Here is a 19,324-nt window from a genome sequence, read left to right on the forward strand (position 1 = left end):
GGTGTATCCGCCTTGAGTGCGGGCAGATTAGACACAGCTTGGCGTCAGGTCACGCCGCCGACTGCGCTTTGCGGACCCAGCGGGCGAGGCGGGTGGTCACCGAGGGGCGCGAGAATTCGTGCATGAAGGCGTCGAGGTCTGCCGCATCGGGAAAATCGGGGCAATCGGAGAAGTCGGATCGCGGATCGACCGGCGCCTCCTCGGCGGACTGCACGCGGATCGTCACGCTGATACGGTCTTCTCCGACGGCAGCCAGGTCAGCCCCGTCATGTGTGCCGGGCGGAATGCGAACCAGCAGGGATTTGTCGCCGTGGCGCAGGGTGCGGGTCAGACCACGTTCTGCCTGCGCCGCCGTGATCTCGATTTCCAGGCAGACCGGCGCCGAAGCGCGGATATAGTCCATGGCGGCGACAATGTGGGCGAGTTCGGCCAGCGTCGCGGCAGTCGGTGGCGTGACGTCGGGATGCAGGCGTTTGACGCGGGACCGAAACGCCGCACGCGCCGCCGCAACACCGTCCACCGGGGCCACCCCCAGGACAGCGAAAGCCGCATCCAAACTCACAACACGCGATGTCATGAGGTTGATCTAGCACGAGAAGATTCCTGAAAGGTTGACGCGGCGGGGGAGGGGCTTATTCCGCCCGAGGCGCTCGTTGACGGCAGGTGTGGACTTGTCCAACTTGCACGCGTCGGGAAAACGGTACGTGTCCCCGGTTATTCCGCAATCGCACAGTTTACCGCGGCGCATCGGAGGTACACGCCGCTCACAATGCGCATATTACACACCGAGTGAATCGAGAACCTGGTGAACATCCTGGGGCTGGAGCGCCCATCGATAAGCGGGATGGATTTCCCAACCATATCCGAATTCAACGGACTCATTCGCCAAGAACCTGCTTTGGTCAAAGTATTTTCTGTCAATTCTTCCGGTTCGAGGCCCAAGTGCGTCAGCCTCACCCTTAATATCGCGCCTCGCAGTAATGAAATCTATTTTATACAAAAAATGAATTATACTTTTAGGCGTGGCAGCGCTCCCGTTCTTAAAAAATAGATTGTTATGAGAAATAATTTCCTTGATTTTTATAACCATCGAGTCATTAGAAAATAAAAATGATTCAGCCGTTTTTCGACCCTTTTTCGTTGGGCGCATGGACAACAATAATGACTTAATACTTGGAAGTTCGCTCTTAAATTCATTTATCACATCTTGCATTCTTTCATGCGAATACGGCTCAAAGGCTTTCTCGAAATTATTTGAACTTATTGTTACCTGATCTTCTTTAAAAGCATTTCTCGCCGCTGCATGTAAAAGCTTCACCAAATCTCTAGGTCGTTTTCGGCAAAGCGAAAGAAGAACATGGTGGATGTAACGGTCGCTCCAATGTCCTAGCCCCTCAAACTTTGGCGTCATAATTTTCGACAAAATTTCACTCGAAATCGCTTTTTGCGACATAGTTTCGATGTGCTGGGTATCTGCATCCGGATCAAAAAAAGTTTCGATCCTTTTAGCAATGAGCCGGAGAATTTCATTGTTGGTCCATTCCACCCAAATTATTTGCCGTTCGATTTTGTCTGTGGATTCATCGGACGTCCGAACGAGGAAATAAACGTCACTCCGCAGGCCAACACGAAACATGAGCCGCTTATCTTGCCCGGCCAAATCACGAATTGCATTTAGTAACGCAGAAATATTTTGAATATCAGTATAGGAAGCGGACCATCCACGATCAACATCGTCTATATAAACCGATATGACCTGTTCCTCAAAAAAATTGTCCAATACAATTTCATTTGTAATTTGTAATTCTTCGGACTTTATCCTTTTTAGAATACCAGTAATGGCCCTAATAGGATTTCTGGCTAGATCAATGTTATCGAAATATTTTTCGCTATTTTTATCTATAAATTTATTAGTCGCCTTTTCGGCGATAATTTTAAGTATTCCATTTTTCCAATTTTCTATTCTTTGATTGAATTCAATTTCTTTGGATCCACCTAGGCCGGCAATGTCGTTTGGCTGAATCCACACTGCAAGTTGATCGGTGTCACCGTCGCTCAGAAATGCACGTTTCAACAACGCACTCTTCCCTACACCTTTGTGACCGACAACGACCCGGATTGGGAGATCGCTCTGAAGGTTCTCAAAGGCTCGATTCGAGACGAAGTATTCTTTGAATCGTTCAACGTCTTCATTCTCAGCATCTTCGGCGCCAAAAAGTTTCTCGATGGTGGCATCATCAAAGCGCGGCATAGCAATCTCGATTAGTTTAGCGGATCACAACCTAAAGCGGTTTGAGCGTTGAAGCAATGCACTCTGGTTTGTGCGGCCCTGGTGGGATCGGGACAGACACAATTAATCCCCGGCGTCCGCCCCTCCGGCGCAAACCCCACCATAATTCGCTTGCCGAGAGATCGCCGTATCCGGTTCTTCAGGTCAAGGGCCGCAGAGCGGCCGCTTCGCGGTTTTACCCTTGAGCTGAAGAACCGGATACGGCCTGCTGGCTGACAAGCGATCCATGGATAGCCGAGCGCGACCGGGGCCGCGCCGGTCTCCGGCTCAATCTGATGCTTCAGGCCCCGGTTTGCAGATCGAGGGTTTGTTCATCGACACACCGGGAAAGCTTGACGCGGCGTGCCATGGGCTTACCTAGGCGCACGTGTTTCTGGAGCGCCCTTCATGTCCGACGACAAACTCATCCCCGCCAGCCCCGATGCCGACGCCTATGCCAAGACGGCCGAGGCAAATGCGGCGGAGATCTTTGATCGTGACGAGCCGTTCGCCCTCTTTGCCGACTGGCTGACCGAGGCGAAGAAGAAAGAGCCCAATGATCCCAACGCCATGGCGCTGGCGACGGCGGACGCGTCCGGCCTGCCGGATGTGCGCATGGTGCTTTTGAAGGAGCTCGATGCCGACGGTTTCGTCTTCTACACCAATCTGGACAGCGGCAAGGGCGGGCAGTTGGCCGACAATCCGCAGGCAGCGCTCTGTTTTCACTGGAAATCCCTGCGTCGCCAGGTGCGGGTGAGGGGGGCGGTCGAGCCGGTCAGCGCCGCCGAGGCCGATGCCTATTTCGCCTCCCGGGCGCGGGACAGCCGGATCGGCGCCTGGGCCTCGAAACAGTCGCGGCCGCTGGAAAGCCGGTTCGCGCTTGAAAAATCGGTGGCCCGCGAGGCGGCGCGCTTCGGTCTGGGTGAGGTGCCGCGGCCGGCGCACTGGTCGGGCTTCCGGATCCGTCCGCTGAGCCTGGAATTCTGGCGCGACCGGCCCTTCCGTCTCCATGACAGAATGTTTTTTGACAGGCCGGATTTGGGGTCGACTTGGACGGTGACCCGGTTGTATCCCTGAACAGGATGCCTGAGGGGGCCGAGCTGTGGACACTTTGACGAACATCCTGCGCCTGGCGATCCAGACGCTTGGCTGGATTCTGGCCCCGTTGGTGCTGGTGACGCCGCTGTGGTTTCTGGTGGCTGCACTGGGGACCAAGCTGGGTTTCTGGGGCTATGAGTTCGGTCTCGACTGGATGACGCTGGAGACCGGCCCCAAGCTGGTTCTGGCCTGTGCGGTCGCCGGCCTGTTGATGACGACCCTGCTCATCACCCACCGATTTGTGGCCCGCCGCTGGATCGGCATGGTCAGCCTGCCGGTCCTGGCCCTGGTGGTGGCGGGCGCCGGTTTTGCCGGGCGCTATGTCTATGACGGCCTTTCCGCCAGCCGACCGGTGGTCCTGGATGTGACAACCGATGCCGCCGAGCCGCCGCACTTCACCGCCGCCTATGCGTCGCGTCGCGGCGATGCCCGACGATCTCTTGACTATGACCCGTCCTTCGCCGCTGCACAGGCCGAGCATTATCCCCATCTCACCAGCCTGGTTATCGAGCAGGACGCAAGCAGCGCCTTTCGCGAGGCCCTGCTCTATGCTCGCGACAGCGGCTGGCGGATCGGCACGGCCTCGGATTCCGCCGGCATGTTCGAAGCTGGCGCCGAGAGCCTGATGTACGGTTTCCGCGACGACATCTCGGTGCGTGTGCGCGCGCTGGAGGACGGACGCACGCAGATCGACATCCGCTCCCTCGCGCAGCAGCCGGTCCATGATCTCGGCCGCAACGCCCGCCGCGTCGAACAGTTTCTCGCGGTGATGGGTGGCGAGGGTGAGGCCGGGTAGGACCCGAGGGACCCTGCTCCGGTTTGGGCGGGTTCGGCCGCTTTTCTTGCCAGATTTGCAATGAATGATTGCGTTTTCTTGGACCCGACAGGAGGCAATCAATCAGCGTGGGCGAAAATGAAATGAAACGGAATGGACATGGATAAGTTCGTGTTTTAGCATTTCGCTCAAGTAATTTGAGGGGAGTTCAATGACTTCATTGAAGCATGCAGCGATTGCGTTGATGGTGGGCGTTAGCGGAATGATGGTCGCGCCGTCTGTGGGTCTGCTCGAAACCTTTAGTGCTGCCGCGCAAACGGGCGCAGCCACCGCCAGCGTGCAGCGACGCCCGCGCATATCCCCAGACACCAATCAGGTTGTTGACGAGGCATTGGAGGGCGATAGCTGCCACTGGTCTTTTGTGTTCCAGGACCTGGGTCGCTTCGATCTCGTTGCCGCGAGGTCGCGTGGTGATGTTGGAAATGCGCCGCCAATGCTGGTCGGAAAGCCCCAAGCAGACGGGATGAGCTTCCATCTCCCGCGCTCAGACCAATTTTTCGGTGACGTGACTTTCGAGGAAGTTCGGGACGAAGACGGATGTCTCATCGAGCGCCATTGGCAGACTGCAATCTATACCAATGTGAATCCCGCGACAGGCGCTGAAATTCGGATGAATTTCAATCGCCGCAATGACGGAATGTACGCTGTTCGTTTCATTCAGGTTGTCGAGAACGGTCCCAATGAGGAGATCGCTCGCTACGTCTATCAAAGAACAGGTGTACATGTGCAGATTCCCCGTCGGGAGCCCGAGCGTATTGTCTTCCCTCGGCCCAGTGAGACCCGGGAGCAGATGCCGGGCAGCGCTGGCTTCTTTCCGTCCACCCCATGGGTTCACATCAGTCAGAGACGCCGGACATAGGCTCGACCACAGTTGTCAGGAATTCCCGCCACGCGAGAATTTAGGCTGTCCGCTACGTCGACATCCATTCCCAGCCCAGCCATCGGTCCATGATCTCGGCCGCAACGCCCGCCGCGTCGAACAGTTTCTCGCGGTGATGGGTGGCGAGGGTGAGGCCGGGTAGCTGGCGCTTTTCATCCCTGATGGACGCCCCGCAAAGGCGGGGCGCAAGTCAGGGACCTATGTGGTTGCAATCAGTTAGGTCCCCGCCTTGCGTCCGGCCTGCGCCGGACATCCAGCGGGGATGACAAATGTGCCTGCAATCAGTTAGGTCCCCGCCTTGCGTCCGGCCTGCGCCGGACATCCAGCGGGGATGACAAGGGTTGCTTCAGGCGCGTTGGCGGGTCGGGCGCGCTGTCCTGCCGGAAGACCACGCCAGGCTCCATCCGATCAGTGCTGTCAGAAGAAGGCTGATCAGCGCGATCACCCAGCCGCCACCGGGAATGTGGATGCCCTGCACCAGAAGGCGCTCATGCCGGCGGATGCTCGCCCATTTGTGCAAGGATCCTTCGGCGAAGGCGTCGGTCGCAAACAGGTCGACCAGGGCGCGGCGATCACGATAGCGAACGATCACGAAGCGGTCCCAGCCATTGCTGGACGGGTCGGCCCACTGGCTGGAGAAGACGGGGTGGGAGCCGCGTTCCAGCATCAGCGGGACCATCACCTGAGCAAAGCGGGCATAGGCCTCTTCCCCGGTGCCGCCAAAGCCCGATGCGGGCGGATAGTCGGCCTGGTCGTGGAATTCGTAGAGGTTCACCGTATAGACCGGGCGACCGTCATCGCTTTCCAGTAAACCGCGCAGGGCTGCCAGGTCGTGGCGGCCGCCGGGTTGCCGGGTCTGGGCCTCGATTTGCTCCATATAGGCGTCGATTTCTGCCTGGCTCAACGGGTTGGCCTGCCACTGATAGCTCCAGAAAGCGGCCAGCGTCAGCACGGCAATCGCGGCCAGGGCGATCAATCGGATAGGGGGTCTGCGCATGTCGATCCTCATTTTGCTTGCAAAATGCAAGTTTAGTCGGACAAGGCATCATATACTTGCAAAAAGCAAGTGAAATGATAGGCAGAGACATGTCCCGCACGTCAGACGCCTGCCGCTCGCACTGCCCGATCAACTTCGTCCTCGAGACCTTCGGCGACCGATGGACGCTGTTGATCGTGCGCGACCTGATGTTCAAGCAAAAGCAGACCTATGGCGGCTTTCTGGAGTCCGACGAGGGGATATCGACCAATATCCTGGCCGAGCGGCTGAAGCGGCTGGAAGCCCACGGCATCATCGAGCGGCACGGGCCGAAAGGGCAGCGCCAGGTCTATGCGTTGACATCGAAAGGCCGGGACCTGCTGCCGGTCATGCTCGAAATCACGGCCTGGAGCGCCCGCCACGACGCCGCGACCAATACGCCGCCCGGGTTTTTGCAAGCTTATGAGGTTAACCCGGACGGTGTGAAGGCGGCGATCCTGGCCCAACTCGATGGGGATGAAAGCGGCCCGGGTCCGGATTGAGCCCTGGCTACGCGGCCTCGGCCAGCTTGAAAGTCGCGGTCAGATCGATCTGGTCGACCGTGTCGCTGGCAACCTTGCCCAGTTCGACCAGGTGAATCACATGTGCCAGCACGGAATGGGCGGCGGCCGGGTGAAGGCGCTTGTCGATATCGGCATACATCACCTCGACCATCTCGCGGATGGTCGTGTGGCCATCGGCGAGGCAGGCCAGGATCTGGTCCTCGCGGGCCAGGCGGTGATCGATATAGGCCTGGATGAAGGCGCTCGGCGCTTCGATGGCGGGGCCATGGGTCGGCCAGACGCGGTCAAAGTCACGGTCGCGCATGCGGCCGAGCTGGTAAAGATAGTCGCCCATATGCCCGTCCGGCGGGCTGATCACGCTGGTCGACCAGGCCATCACATGGTCGCCGGAAAACAGCGTGTTCTCCTCCAGCAGCGCATAGCAGACATGGTTGGAGGTGTGGCCGGGCGTGTGCAGGGCCTGCAGCGACCAGCCGTCGCCCTGGAAGGTCTGCCCGTCGACGATCTGGATGTCCGGCTGGAAGCCGACATCGTCGCCGGCCTCGAGACGGACCTCGCCGCCGGCCGGCGCTGTCTGTTGCGGGCCGAAGCCATAGACTTTCGCGCCATGCCGCTCGGCCAGCGGGTGGGCGAGCGGTGAATGGTCGAGATGGTGGTGGGTGACGAAGACGTGGCTGACGGTTTCGCCCGCCAGTGCCGCGTCGAGCGCCTCGATATGGGCCGGGTCGACGGGGCCGGGATCGATCACCGCGACCGAGCCATGCCCGATGATGTAGACGCCGGTGCCGGTGTAGGTGAAGGGGCCGGGATTGGGCGCCACGACGCGCCGGATCAGCGGGGAGAGCGTGTCACAACGCCCGTATTCGAAGTCGAAATCGCGTACGAAGGGAATTGAACTCATGAGACTTGCTTGATCGGTTCCGGTTTGGGGTGGCCGAGGAATTCCAGAAATGCCGCAGCCAGACGCCTGGTGACCTTGATCTTGTCATCCAACTGCATGGCGACCGGAGGACCCATATCAGTCTTGTTCACATCCACGACATAGAGCCGTCCATCCTCGCGATTGCGCAGCACGTCCAGCCCGCCCCAGTCCAGCCCCATGGCGTGGGTGAAAGCAGCCAGTTGTTCGCGCTCGCGGGCGGTGAAGACATCATTGGTCTCGGCGCACTCGATCTCGTCATTGGAATTGGAAAAGCGGGAAACCAGCTTGCGGCGCTTGCGGATGACCAGGGGGATATGACCGTCCATGGTGGCGCAGCGCAGGTCCTCGACCATGCCGCCGGGCACGGTGTTGTCGATCACCCGCTGATAGACACGGCCGGGTCGGGCGGCCTCGATCGGGCCCTGGATGACACGCCCGTCATGGGCACCGTTGAGCTCGGACTTTTCCACCATTGGACCGGTCCAGCGGGTCGGGTCGACCGACAGGGAATAGCCGAAAGACTGCTCGAACACCCGCGCCACATGGCTTTTTTCGATGCTCTGGCAGTCACGATTGATGACCCGTGCACCGGGCGGAACATGGCAGGGCTGGCAGGTGGTCGAATCGTCAAACACGAAAACCGCATCGGCCTCGCTGGGCTGCCGCGCGATGCGCGCGCCGGCGGCGTGCAGGACGGACCAGATCAGATACCAGGGGCGCGGCCGGTCCGGCGCGAACCAGATTTTCGGCCCGTCGGTCCGCAAGGCCGACTTGATGCGCCAGCCCTCGACGATGAAGTAGAACGGGAACCAGGACAGGACCTCGCTGATCAGTCCCAGTTTGAGCGGAAGACGGGCACCCGTCTTCTTGACGGTGACGACACCGTCCTGGAACTCGAAATCTCGCCACCACAGCGCACTGTGCATGGATAGGCCTTTCTACTCGTAACCGCGCCGCATCCTAGGCATTCGCCGGACACTTGCAATTCACTCCGGATCACGGGCGGCGCGGATTTTGCGTAACCGGGTTATGTCGTCTTGGTCACGGGAGGGGAATGTGAACGCCGGTCGATTTCTAGGCAAGCGCATCTTGCGGCTGGGCTGGCTCCTGCTGGCGCTGATCATGACCCAGTTTTTTATCAGTGAGGCAACAGTCGAGCCTACACTGTCGCGGACGGCTCCCTTGCCCCCGTTGGCGGCGGATGATGCTGCATTACAGCAACAGACCCTTCATTGACATCAGGCGCGTCGCATAGAAACTGCGCGAACCTTGAACTGAGCCGTACAATTTATGCTTGGATTTGTCCTCAGACGCTTCAGCGTCGCCATCCCGACGATTCTGGTGATCATCACGGTCGCCTTTTTCATGATGCGTGTCGCTCCGGGCGGACCGTTCGATCTCGAACGTCCGATGCCGGAAGAGACGCGTCAGGTCATCATGGCTAGCTACGGCCTCGATAAGCCGCTGATTTTTCAATATTTTGACTATATGGGGAACCTCTTCCAGGGGGATCTGGGCCCGTCGCTCAAGCTGCGCGACAAGAATGTCGCCGAGATTATCGCGGAAGGTTTCCCGGTTTCCGCCACCATCGGCCTGTTCTCGATGTTGCTGGCGATCGGACTTGGAACCCTGCTCGGTTCCATCGCCGCGCTGAAACAGAATTCCGGTACCGACTTTTCCGTCATGACCTTTGCCATGGTGGGCATATCGATCCCGCCCTTTGTCATGGGTCCCATTCTGGCGCTGGTTTTCGGTCTCTATCTGGGACTGGTGCCGACCGGCGGGCTTGATCCACGTTTCGGGATGACGCCGGACCGTCTGATCCTGCCGGTCATCACGCTGGCCCTGCCGCAGATCGCAATCATCGCCCGACTGATGCGCGCCTCGATGATCGAGGTCGTTCGCTCCAACTATATCCGCACCGCCCGGGCCAAGGGCCTGTCGGCGCCGGCGGTCATTGTCCGTCATGCCCTGCGCTCGGCCATCCTGCCGCTGGTGTCCTACCTGGGACCGGCCTCGGCAGCCGTGATTTCCGGCTCGCTGGTCATCGAACGCGTCTTCCAGCTGCCGGGCATCGGCAAGCATTTCGTCGATGCCGCCCTGCAGCGTGACTATACCGTCGTGATGGGCGTGGTCATCGTCTATGCGACCCTGATCATCGTTTTGAACCTGCTCGCTGACCTGCTTTACGGCGTGCTCAATCCGAAGGTGAAATACGAGTCATGACCATGCTCACCACACCTCAGGAAAAAGCCGAGCTGCTCGAAAAAGCCGCCGTCAAGGGCCGGTCGCTCTGGGATGATGCGCGGGCACGCCTGATGCGCAACCGCGCCGCCGTGGTGTCGATGATCGTTCTGGGGACCCTGGTCTTCCTGGCCACGATCGGCCAGCTGCTCTGGGTGCATGACTACGACACCATCTACCGCGACCGCGTGTGGATCGGGCCGACCCTGGACAACTGGCATCTCCTCGGCACCGACGCCCAGGGCCGTGACATGGTTGCGCGCATCCTGGTCGGACTGGGCGTGTCGCTGATGGTCGGCATCGTCGCGACCTTCGTGTCGCTGGTGATCGGTGTGACCTGGGGCGCGACGGCGGGCTTCATCGGTGGTCGCGTCGACCAGTTGATGATGCGCTTTGTCGACATCCTCTATTCGCTGCCCTTCATCTTCTTCGTGATCATTTTGATGGTCACCTTCGGGCGCAATATCGTGCTGATCTTCGTTGCCATCGGCGCCGTCGAATGGCTGACCATGGCGCGGATCGTACGTGGCCAGACCATCGCCCTGAAGGGCATGGAATTTGTCGAGGCGGCCCATGCCGCCGGTGTCTCGCGGCCCAACATCATCCAGCGCCACATCATCCCCAACGTGCTCGGCCCGGTCGTGGTCTATGTCACGCTGATGATCCCGGTGGTGATCCTGGCCGAAAGCTTCCTGTCCTTCCTCGGACTGGGTGTGCAGGAGCCGCTGACCTCGCTCGGCCGCCTGATCTCGGCGGGCGCGCAGGACATGGAACCGGCGCCATGGACGCTGATCGGGCCTGCCGTGACCATGATGGTGACCCTGTTCTGCCTCAACTTCATTGGCGACGGCCTGCGCGACGCGATCGATCCGAAGGATCGGTAGGCGCGCCGGACAGCGATATCAAAGGGCCCCTACGCTCTCTTGTCATCCCCGCGGGATGTCCGGCGAAGGCCGGACGCAGGGCGGGGACCTATGGGGTCGCCACCAGCCAGGTCCCTGACTTGCGCCCCGCCTTCGCGGGGCGTCCAACAGGGATGACAATCATTGGGTCGGCACACAACAAGAAAGGCCGCCGGATCGCTCCGACGGCCTTGCATTTTGTCTTGCGGGCTCGCCCTAGCGCTGGCGCTCGACGCGGATGGCCCGGCCAGAACCGTTGATACGCAGCAGATAGCTGGTCATGGCGCCGCGGCGGATCTCGGCCGTGTGTCCTTCGCCGCGCGGCATGCGCACGCGGGTCGTGTCGGTCTGGCGCCAGACCTGACCGTTTGTCATGTAAAAGACGGTCGTGTTGTAGCCGACTGTGCGGGTGCGCTCGATCTCCATCTCGACGCGGAAGACATCGCCGTCATGATCACGCTCGAGGATGGCGACCGAGGTTTCGGCGGCGTCTGAACTCGTCGTAGCAGCCGTAGCGGGCGAAGCGGGCGCGGTCGCGGCCGTGGAGGCGGCCGTGGCCGTGTCAGTTGCGGGAACCGGCGCGGTCGCTTCGGCGGTTGCCGCAGGAGCCTGATCGGTCATGTCGACGGTGTTGGTCGCGCCTTCGAGGGCGTCGTGCTGACGGTCCGCGGCGGCGAGCGCGAGGCGCGGCAGGCGCAGACGCGGCAGGGACGGCATCGAGAAGCCGAAGCTGTCGCCTTCCACGGCAGCGACATCGCTGCGGGTGACCATCATCAGCTCACCGCTGTCGCGGTCGCCGGCCAGGCGCTCGGCGGCGCTGTCGAAACAGGCCAGCCGGGCGGCGGTCTCGGTGACGCCGCGGCAGGCCAGGATGCCGTCCACCGCATCATCATCCTGCCGGGCGAAGGCGCTGGCGGGCAGCGCTGTGGAGAGAAGAAGCGCGGCGATCACCGCGTGACGTGAGACTGTCATGAGACCCTCGATTGGTTACTCGACACGTTCGGCCCGGAAACGGCGGCCACCATTGTCCAGACGCATGAAATGGGAGCCCAGGGCCCCGTTGGAGATTGTGGCCGTATAGTCGGTGTCGGCCCGTCGGCGCGACAGCTGGACATGGGTGTTGTCGGTCTGTTGCCAGACCTGGCCATTGGCGAGACGGATGCGCAGGTCGCCCGAGCGATTCTCTGAAATCTCGACCACGCGCAGGCCTTCAATGCGTTCGATCTGGCCGCGCTCATCACGAATAATTGTCCGCTCCGGCGAGGCCGCTTCCGCCTCGAGGGCGGCCAGCTCGACATCCTCACCGCCGCCAGGCAGGGAGAAGCCCGGCAGGCGCAGCTGCGGGATGCTCAGACCGTAGGTGGCTTCCTCGGCGGCTTCGATCTGCTGGCGATCGACGGCGACGACATCGCCGCGCTCGGTCTCGCCGCGCAAGGCGTCGACGGCCGCATCCAGGCAGGCCAGGCGGGCGCCGTCATCGGCGATGTCGCGGCAGGTGAACAAGGGGTCCAGCGGCGATCCGGCGCCCTGTGCGAACACCGGGGCGGCCATCAGGGCGGCGGGCAGAAGAATCAGTAATCGCGCGTTCATGGTCACTCGTGTAAATCTCATTGTTCAATCGACTATGCGCGACCGGTCGGCCAGTGTCGACCGGCCGATGATGTTCAGCTAGAACATCAATCAGTGACTCGTCGTGCTGCTTCGGAGGGGAGACCGAAACCGTGATCCGCACCAGAATTCTCAATACCGTCCTCATGTCAGCCTCGGCGCTGGCCCTGGCCAGTTGTGGCGCCAATGATGCTGCAGACTCAGGCCGGGTCATGCTGAACCGCGGCAATAATGCGGAGCCGCTGTCGCTGGACCCGCACAAGGCGTCCGGCACCTGGGAAAACAATATCATCGGCGACATGTTCCTGGGGCTGTTCACAGATGCCCCGGATGGCGCTCCGATTCCCGGCATGGCCGAAAGCTGGGACGTGTCCGAGGACGGCCTGACCTGGACCTTTACCCTGCGCGAAGCCGTCTGGTCTGATGGCGAGCCGGTCAAGGCCAGCGATTTCGTCTTCGCCTGGCGTCGCATTGCGACGCCGACCACCGGCGCGCAATACGTCTCCTTGCTGTACCCGATTGCGGGCGTGGAAGAAGCGGCGACCGGCGCGGCCGACCCGTCCTCGATCGGCGTGCGAGCCATCGACGACCGCACCCTGGAGGTGCAGCTGGTCAATCCGGCGCCCTATCTGCAGGGCCTTTTGACCCATTACACGACCTTCCCGCTGCCGCAGCATGTGGTCGAGGTCTATGGTGATGAATGGGTGCGTCCGGGCAACATGGTCTCGAACGGTGCCTATACGCTCGAGGACTGGCGGACGAACAATTATGTCCATCTGGTCCGCAACGAGAATTTCTACGACAATTCCAATGTCTGCATCGACGATGTGTACTTCTTTCCGACCGTCGACAATTCGGCGGCCGGACGCCGGGTGCGCAATGGCGAGCTTGACCTGAACATGGAATTCCCCGGCCAGCAGATGGAGTTCCTGCGCCGCGAAATTCCCGATTATGTCCGCGTCCACCCCTTCATGGGCACCATTTATTTCTCGGTGAACACGACGCTGGAACAGTTCGACGACCCCAATGTCCGCAATGCGCTGGGCATGGCAATCGATCGCGACTTCATTGCCAACGAGATCCTGCGGGCCGGTCAGGTGCCGGCCTATTCGATGATCCCGCCGGGCGTGGCCAATTATCCGGGCGGCGTCGAGGCGGACTGGGCCGAGCTGCCGGTCGAGCAGCGCCGCGAGAACGCCCGCGCGCTGCTGGAGGCGGCCGGTTATGGTCCGGACAATCCGTTCGCGTTCGAGTACACCTACCGCGCCACCGGCGATAACCCGCGGATTGCGCCGGTCGTGCAGAACGACTGGTCGGCGATCGCCGAATGGGTCCAGCCCGAGCTGATCGTCAATGACACGCAGATCCACTATGACAATCTGCGCGCCTCCGACTTCCAGGTCGCCGATGGTGGCTGGATCGCCGACTATAACGATCCCTACAACTTCCTGTTCCTCGGGGAGTACCGGTCGGTGCCGATGAATTATGCCCGCTACAACAATCCGGAGTTCGACAGCCTCGTTACCGAGGCCAACCGCGAACTGAACCAGGAGTTGCGCGGGCAGATGATGGCGGATGCCGAACAGATGCTGATCGATGACATGCCGATCATCCCGATCGTCTTCTACGTCAACAAGAGCCTGGTGAACCCGCGGGTCACTGGCTGGGAAGACAATCTCACCAATATCCACCGCTCGCGCTATCTGTGCTTTGCGGACCTGGAAGACGGTGGCGCCACAGCCGAATAAGGCTGACGCGCTTGTCAGAAGAGGCCCTGCCGACCTAGCTTGTGTTCGCACAACGCCAGGGGGCAGGGCTTTTTCATGACCGGAAGTGATCCCATCAGTGAGGCCGTCGTGGCCGGCAGCGGCGCCGGCGAGCTCGGCGACGCGATCCAGGCGTCCAAGCGCAAGAAGCGCGATCGCTACTCGGTGTTCCAGGCACCGACGCCGGCCGGCGTCTGTTCCAATTGCGCGACCCAGCTGTCCGGACCGGTCTGCCACAGTTGTGGCCAGACTGCCGACACCTATCACCGACCGATCTGGGACTTGCTGACCGATATCCTCGACGGGCTGTTCGGTCTCGAAGGACGCCTGTGGCGCACCATCCCGCCGCTGATGCTGAAGCCCGGCAAGATCACCCAGAACTATCTCAGCGGCGTGCGCGCCCGTTATGTGATGCCCTTCCGTCTCTATCTGACGGCGAGCGTGCTGTTTTTCCTCCTCGTCTTTGCCCTGGACGGTATCGGCGGCGACTCCGGCACGCCCGAGGTGGCGACCCCGGACGAAGTCGCGAGCGTCGAAACGGGCCTCGCCGACCTGGATGCGCAGCTGGCCGAGGCCGGAATATCGCCGGAACAGCGCGCCAATATCGCCCGCATGGCCGAGGCCGGAATCGATCAGGCGCAAGCCCCGCCGGACCTGCCACCGGAGGTCCGGACGCTGCAGGAGCAGGCCAATCGCGACGAGATCAAACTGTCCTTGCGCCGAGCGATCCTCCCTGAGGACTTTCCGGCCGAGACTGCCGGCGAAGACGCTGGCGAGGACGGGCCCATCACTGTGGGTGATGGGGTGATGGTCGACCCGAACGGTCTGGAAGACCTGCCCTTGCCGGTCCGCCGGGACCTGGCCGACCGGGCGGACCGCATCATCGACAGCGGCGGTGCGACCCTGGCGGCGGAGATGCAGCGCTGGGCGCCGACCATGATGTTCTGCCTGCTACCGCTCTATGCGCTGATGCTGGCCGCCATGCACTTCTACAAGAAGGGCTATTTCTTCTACGACCACCTGGTGGTGTCGCTGCACTTCCACGCTTTCATGTTCTTCCTGATCACCGGCCTGTCACTGGCGGCGCATGTAATCCCGGGCTGGATCGCGGTGATGATCGGGCTGGTCTGGTCGAACTGGTATCTCTACCGCCTGCACCGGACGGTCTATTCGCACGGTCGCTTCAGTTCGATCCTGCGTCTGGTCACGCTCGATTTTGCCTATCTCATCCTGCTGAGTTTCGCCTTGCTGGGCCTGCTCATCGTGAGTGTCATGAACACCTGAGATGGCGTGTTCGGACCGGGTCGCGATGCGTCCATTCCAGACACAAAAAAAAGGGCCCGCTGGCGCGGGCCCTTTTGTCGTTTCGGGTGTGGCCGCGTGTCAGTTCGGCACGGCGGTGCGCGAGCGCATCTGCACGCCCGGCTGGTTCATCTCCTGGCGCGCCTGCAGGGCGGCGCGCACTTCCGGCATGTCCATCAGCGCGTTGAGGCGCGCCGCGGACTGGGCGGTCTCGGCAGAGACGCCGAACAGCTCCTGGAACGCTTCCATCGGCGAACGCTGGGCCGGGTAACGGCGCAGGCGGATGCGCTGTTCGGCATCGATACCGGCGAACTCGCGTGCGGCACCAATGGCGTCGCGCAGGCCACCGATCTCGTCGACCAGCCCCAGGTCCAGCGCCTGGGCTCCGGTCCAGACCCGACCGCGGGCGATTTCCAGCACCCGCTCGAGCGGCAGGTCGCGACCATCGGCCACGCGCTGGGTGAAGTCGTCGTAAATGTCCGACATTTGCGAGCGGTAGGCTGCGCGCTGGCTGTCGGTCCATTCCTGCTGGGCCGAAAAGGCGGTGGCGAATTCGCCGCCGACCGCGATCGTTTCGGCATTCAGGCCGACCAGGTCAAAGGTGCCGTCGAGCACGATCTTGCCGCCGAGCACGCCGATTGAACCGGTCAGCGTGGTTTCGTGGGCCAGCACATAATCGGCCGGTGCGGCGATATAGTAGCCGCCCGAAGCCGCCATCGAGGCCATCGACACGACGACCGGCTTGCCGGCCTCGCGGGCCCGGGTGATAGCGTGCCACACCTGGTCGGAGGCGATCGCCGAGCCGCCGGGCGAATCAACCCGGATCACGATGGCCCGGACCGACGCGTCGTCGGCGGCTGCCAGGATCGCTTCTGACATGAAGTCGCCGCCGATCATTTCCTCTCCACCGAACGGGCTGCCGGTGGGCGTGCCGGTGACGATGGCGCCCTGGCCCTCGATCAGGGCGATGACGGGACCATTGTTCCAGGCCGGTGCCGACTGGGCGTGGTATTGGGCGATCTCGACAAAGCTGGCCTCGCCGTCGAGGCGGGCGCGGACGGCTTCGCGGGCTTCGATGACCTGGCCCAGCTGATCGACCAGGCCCAGTGTCCGGGCTTCCTCGGCCGAATGCGGCGCCGACTCGAACATGGCGCGCAGTGCGGCCTCATCGAGACCGCGATCCTCTGCGATGCGGCGGACAGCGGTGTCATAGATCGACCCCAGGAAGGATTCGGTCGCTTCACGGTGCGCCTCGGTGAAGTCGCTTTGCGTGTAGGTGTTGGCGGCGCCCTTGTATTCGTGGAACTGCTCGAATTGCGGGACGGCGTCGAAATGAGCGAACAGACCGCCCAGGAACATGGTTTCAGAGGCGAGGCCGGCCGCGGTGAAGCTGGTCGTGTCCTGCAGCCAGATCTGGTCGGAACCGGCAACGGCGAAATAGCCGGTCACGCTCGTGCCTTCAAAGCCCTGGGCGTGGGTGATGACGAATTTTCCGGCAGCGCGGAAATCCTCGATTGCACCGCGCAATTCTTCCGCCGCACCTGGCGACATGCCGAACTCATTGGCGCGGATGAACAGGCCGGCGACCCGGTTGTCGGTCTCGGCCCGCTCAAGCGTGCGGACGACCTCGACGGTGGACAGCGGTTCGGCAAAGCCGAAGGGCGAGCGCGACGGGCTGTCGAGGCGACCATCCCTCAGGTCCAGTTCCAGAACCATGGCGGTCTGGGGCAGGGCGGTTTCGGTCTGTGCGCCCTCCACGAGGGCGCCGATCATGGCGCCGATGAGGACGATGCCAAGCACCAGGGTCAGCAGCGATCCGACAACCACGCCGACGATGGATCCGAAGAAAGTAATCCAGAACTGTTTCATTAGAGCCCTTTCGCCCCGCGCTTTCATGACATGTGGCAGGCCCTGCAAGTTGCGGTCCTGTTTGGACCATTATGTAGGGCGTTGGCGCGAATGGGTCGAGGGATGTGCAGTTGCCTGATCCCCGGTGCCGCAATTGCTCGCGGCCCTGGCGTCGCCCCGAAGGGCTTCAGGGTGACGGGATTCATGAGGCGGGAAAGAGAATGGTCGGAGTAGCAAGATTCGAACTTGCGACCCCCGCCTCCCGAAGACGGTGCTCTACCAGGCTGAGCTATACTCCGAACCGAGGCGCGGCTTATAGCCAACTCTTCTGTCCCGTGCAACGCGGCAAAGACAGGCGTGCACAGTGCGTGTCGCGCCGGCCTGCGGGATGGCTTGCGCAGCCTTGCCGATACGGTCCGCCCGGCCATCACCCACTGCAAAATGTGCGGGTCGAACTGAGATGAACCGCACAGGGCCGTTGCATCCCTCCCGGGGGTTATGTATTTACGCCGCTCGCCGTCTTAGACGGCTCCGGTTGGGGCGTCGCCAAGTGGTAAGGCACCGGTTTTTGGTATCGGCATTCCCAGGTTCGAATCCTGGCGCCCCAGCCATCTTCTCCAGAAATATCCGCCTGTCGGCGTGAGACCGGCAACCGGCAGGTCCGGTGACTGCTGTTTGGCCGGTCCCGCACGATGCGCCGTCCGGCGGGGCGGGCCTGCGCGAATCGCTTTGGTGAAGGAGCGGTCCGGCCGGGCCGCCGCGGCCCGCACCCCCCGTGACCTGTCCGTGACCCGCCCGGTGGTGCGCTGTGCAGCGGTGGACCGATCACCGGATTGTGAGGGCGCGGCGATGGCGCGTGAGTTTCGCCCGACAGTCGGTATTTGGACGCAACTTCATGGGGTAGCCATTGCTATCCTTGCGCGAACTGCGGTGAGGGGATGATCGTGAGACGCGAATCTTGCCTTATTGTTATCAGTTCGGGCCGCATTCCAGCCACAAAGATGTATTGATCGTAGTGTAACGCTGGTGTTAGCGTTCAACGGATTTTCAAGCGGCGCATCTGCGTCGACGAGATGACGGGGCAACCGTCACGGACCGGGTGAACCGCAGTTGCGGTAACCACTCGTGCAGACTTGGGACGTTAGGTCGCTGTTATCGGTGACCCGGCTAGGCCGCTTGAACGACCAGGCTAGGCCGCTTGAATGAAGTGCAGGGGGCCAGGCCAGCAGGTTTTGCTGGCTCAGCATCGAAGTTTTTTTGGGGCGGGGAGTCTTTCGGGACAAACCCGCATAGACCATTGTGAGGCGAGAAATGGTGAACTTGAAGAATTTGGTTCGCGCGTCGCTTATGGCGACTGTGGCGGCGGGCGCCTTTGGGGGGGCCGCCGTTGCGCAGCTGAACCAAACGCTCGAAGTCGCGCGTGGTGATACGGCGAACGGGGCGCAGACCCAGACCCGCATCGAACAGCTGGACGACCAGCGCACGGACATCGAACTGGAATATCGCGCACTGCTCGAGCAGATCGAGTCGCAGCGCCTGTTCGTCGAGCAGCAGCAGGTATTCCTCCGCTCGCAGGAAAACGAGATCGCCTCGCTCGAGCAGCAGATCGGTCGCGTTGACAATATCGAGCGTGATCTCGCGCCGATGATGCGTGAAATGGTTGTGCTCCTCGAAGAGTTCGTGACCCTCGACCTGCCGTTCCGCCTTGAAGGCGAAGCCGGCCGTCTGGCGCGCATCGAGCGTCTTTACGAGCTGATCGACAATCCGAATATCTCCCCGGCTGAACGCTACCGCGTCATCCTCAACGCCTATGACATCGAAGCCTCCTACGGCCGCGGTGTGAACGCGTATGACGAGGAAGTGCTGGAAGACGGCATTCCGGTTCAGGTGAAAGTCCTGCAGATCGGTCGTGTCGCGATGATCCGCCGCTATCCGGACAACTCCATGACGATCCTGCACAACGGTTCGTCTGACTGGGAAGCCCTGCCGAACAGCTATCTTGCCAACGTGACGCGTGCCATCCGCATCGCCGACGAAGTGACGACGCCGTCGATCTTCCTCGTGCCGCTGCCTGGCCCGCAGGTCGCCCAGTAACGGCTTGGAACGGAGAG

The 19,324-nt window shown here is 61.6% G+C and carries 17 protein-coding genes and 2 tRNA genes; 10 read left to right on the plus strand and 9 right to left on the minus strand.

Going from position 1 to position 19,324, the window contains the following annotated elements; all coding sequences use genetic code 11:
- Nucleotides 1-49: 49 nt before the first annotated feature.
- Complete coding sequence (locus tag VOI18_RS11330) at nt 50-577, minus strand: hypothetical protein (RefSeq protein WP_323762526.1); 528 nt, start codon at nt 575-577, stop codon at nt 50-52.
- 201 nt (nt 578-778) lie between these two features.
- Nucleotides 779-2,251, minus strand: a complete 1,473-nt coding sequence (locus VOI18_RS11335; RefSeq protein ID WP_323762527.1) for a P-loop ATPase, Sll1717 family — start codon at nt 2,249-2,251, stop codon at nt 779-781.
- Between the two features lie 426 nt (nt 2,252-2,677).
- Between VOI18_RS11335 and pdxH the strand changes: the two genes are divergently transcribed.
- The 3 genes from pdxH to VOI18_RS11350 all read left to right on the plus strand — a co-directional run bounded on the left by pdxH (nt 2,678) and on the right by VOI18_RS11350 (nt 5,061).
- Nucleotides 2,678-3,346: a pyridoxamine 5'-phosphate oxidase gene (gene pdxH / locus VOI18_RS11340; RefSeq protein ID WP_323762528.1), complete on the plus strand. Its 669-nt coding sequence runs from the start codon at nt 2,678-2,680 to the stop codon at nt 3,344-3,346.
- 25 nt (nt 3,347-3,371) lie between these two features.
- Entirely contained in the window at nt 3,372-4,163 is a 792-nt protein-coding gene (locus VOI18_RS11345; protein WP_323762529.1) for a DUF1499 domain-containing protein, read from the plus strand.
- A 190-nt stretch (nt 4,164-4,353) separates the two neighbouring features.
- Nucleotides 4,354-5,061 carry a hypothetical protein gene (locus VOI18_RS11350; RefSeq protein WP_323762530.1) on the plus strand — a complete coding sequence of 236 codons (708 nt, stop codon included), beginning with the start codon at nt 4,354-4,356 and terminating at the stop codon, nt 5,059-5,061.
- Nucleotides 5,062-5,428: 367 nt separating this feature from the next.
- Here the strand turns inward: VOI18_RS11350 and VOI18_RS11355 are convergent, their stop codons facing one another.
- Nucleotides 5,429-6,079 (minus strand): hypothetical protein, encoded by a 651-nt coding sequence (locus VOI18_RS11355; protein WP_323762531.1) that lies wholly within the window; start codon nt 6,077-6,079, stop codon nt 5,429-5,431.
- An 89-nt stretch (nt 6,080-6,168) separates the two neighbouring features.
- On the opposite strand from VOI18_RS11355, the gene VOI18_RS11360 reads away from it, so the two are divergent.
- Nucleotides 6,169-6,600 (plus strand): helix-turn-helix domain-containing protein, encoded by a 432-nt coding sequence (locus VOI18_RS11360; protein ID WP_323762532.1) that lies wholly within the window; start codon nt 6,169-6,171, stop codon nt 6,598-6,600.
- Between the two features lie 7 nt (nt 6,601-6,607).
- Here the strand turns inward: VOI18_RS11360 and VOI18_RS11365 are convergent, their stop codons facing one another.
- Together VOI18_RS11365 and VOI18_RS11370 are read right to left on the minus strand one after the other, a co-directional pair.
- Entirely contained in the window at nt 6,608-7,522 is a 915-nt protein-coding gene (locus VOI18_RS11365; RefSeq protein ID WP_323762533.1) for an MBL fold metallo-hydrolase, read from the minus strand.
- Nucleotides 7,519-8,469 carry a hypothetical protein gene (locus VOI18_RS11370; protein WP_323762534.1) on the minus strand — a complete coding sequence of 317 codons (951 nt, stop codon included), beginning with the start codon at nt 8,467-8,469 and terminating at the stop codon, nt 7,519-7,521. Before VOI18_RS11370 ends, VOI18_RS11365 begins: the two co-directional genes overlap by 4 nt.
- A 364-nt stretch (nt 8,470-8,833) precedes the next feature.
- On the opposite strand from VOI18_RS11370, the gene VOI18_RS11375 reads away from it, so the two are divergent.
- Nucleotides 8,834-9,769, plus strand: a complete 936-nt coding sequence (locus VOI18_RS11375; protein WP_323762535.1) for an ABC transporter permease — start codon at nt 8,834-8,836, stop codon at nt 9,767-9,769.
- A complete protein-coding gene (locus VOI18_RS11380) occupies nt 9,766-10,671 on the plus strand; it encodes an ABC transporter permease subunit (RefSeq protein ID WP_323762536.1) in 906 nt (301 codons plus the stop codon). The genes VOI18_RS11375 and VOI18_RS11380 overlap by 4 nt, the downstream gene beginning before the upstream one ends.
- 234 nt (nt 10,672-10,905) lie before the next feature.
- Here the strand turns inward: VOI18_RS11380 and VOI18_RS11385 are convergent, their stop codons facing one another.
- Complete coding sequence (locus tag VOI18_RS11385) at nt 10,906-11,661, minus strand: hypothetical protein (RefSeq protein WP_323762537.1); 756 nt, start codon at nt 11,659-11,661, stop codon at nt 10,906-10,908.
- A gap of 15 nt (nt 11,662-11,676) precedes the next feature.
- Entirely contained in the window at nt 11,677-12,279 is a 603-nt protein-coding gene (locus VOI18_RS11390) for a hypothetical protein (RefSeq protein ID WP_323762538.1), read from the minus strand.
- Between the two features lie 131 nt (nt 12,280-12,410).
- Here VOI18_RS11390 and VOI18_RS11395 point away from each other — a divergent pair, with 131 nt between their 5' ends.
- Both VOI18_RS11395 and VOI18_RS11400 read left to right on the plus strand, forming a co-directional pair.
- The gene (locus VOI18_RS11395) at nt 12,411-14,045 is read left to right on the plus strand and encodes a peptide ABC transporter substrate-binding protein (protein ID WP_323762539.1); all 1,635 of its coding nucleotides are present in this window, start codon (nt 12,411-12,413) and stop codon (nt 14,043-14,045) included.
- Nucleotides 14,046-14,120: 75 nt separating this feature from the next.
- Nucleotides 14,121-15,347 (plus strand): DUF3667 domain-containing protein, encoded by a 1,227-nt coding sequence (locus tag VOI18_RS11400; RefSeq protein ID WP_323762540.1) that lies wholly within the window; start codon nt 14,121-14,123, stop codon nt 15,345-15,347.
- Nucleotides 15,348-15,446: 99 nt separating this feature from the next.
- Here the strand turns inward: VOI18_RS11400 and sppA are convergent, their stop codons facing one another.
- Nucleotides 15,447-17,234, minus strand: coding sequence for a signal peptide peptidase SppA (gene sppA / locus VOI18_RS11405; RefSeq protein ID WP_323762541.1), 1,788 nt, complete (start codon nt 17,232-17,234; stop codon nt 15,447-15,449).
- A gap of 201 nt (nt 17,235-17,435) precedes the next feature.
- A tRNA-Pro gene (locus VOI18_RS11410) sits at nt 17,436-17,512 on the minus strand.
- A gap of 237 nt (nt 17,513-17,749) precedes the next feature.
- On the opposite strand from VOI18_RS11410, the gene VOI18_RS11415 reads away from it, so the two are divergent.
- Together VOI18_RS11415 and VOI18_RS11420 are read left to right on the plus strand one after the other, a co-directional pair.
- Nucleotides 17,750-17,824 (plus strand) — tRNA-Gln (locus VOI18_RS11415).
- 700 nt (nt 17,825-18,524) lie between these two features.
- A complete protein-coding gene (locus VOI18_RS11420) occupies nt 18,525-19,307 on the plus strand; it encodes a DUF3450 domain-containing protein (protein WP_323762542.1) in 783 nt (260 codons plus the stop codon).
- Nucleotides 19,308-19,324: the final 17 nt, after the last annotated feature.

The organism is Maricaulis sp. (assembly GCF_034670125.1).
In the GTDB taxonomy this organism is placed as follows: domain Bacteria; phylum Pseudomonadota; class Alphaproteobacteria; order Caulobacterales; family Maricaulaceae; genus Maricaulis.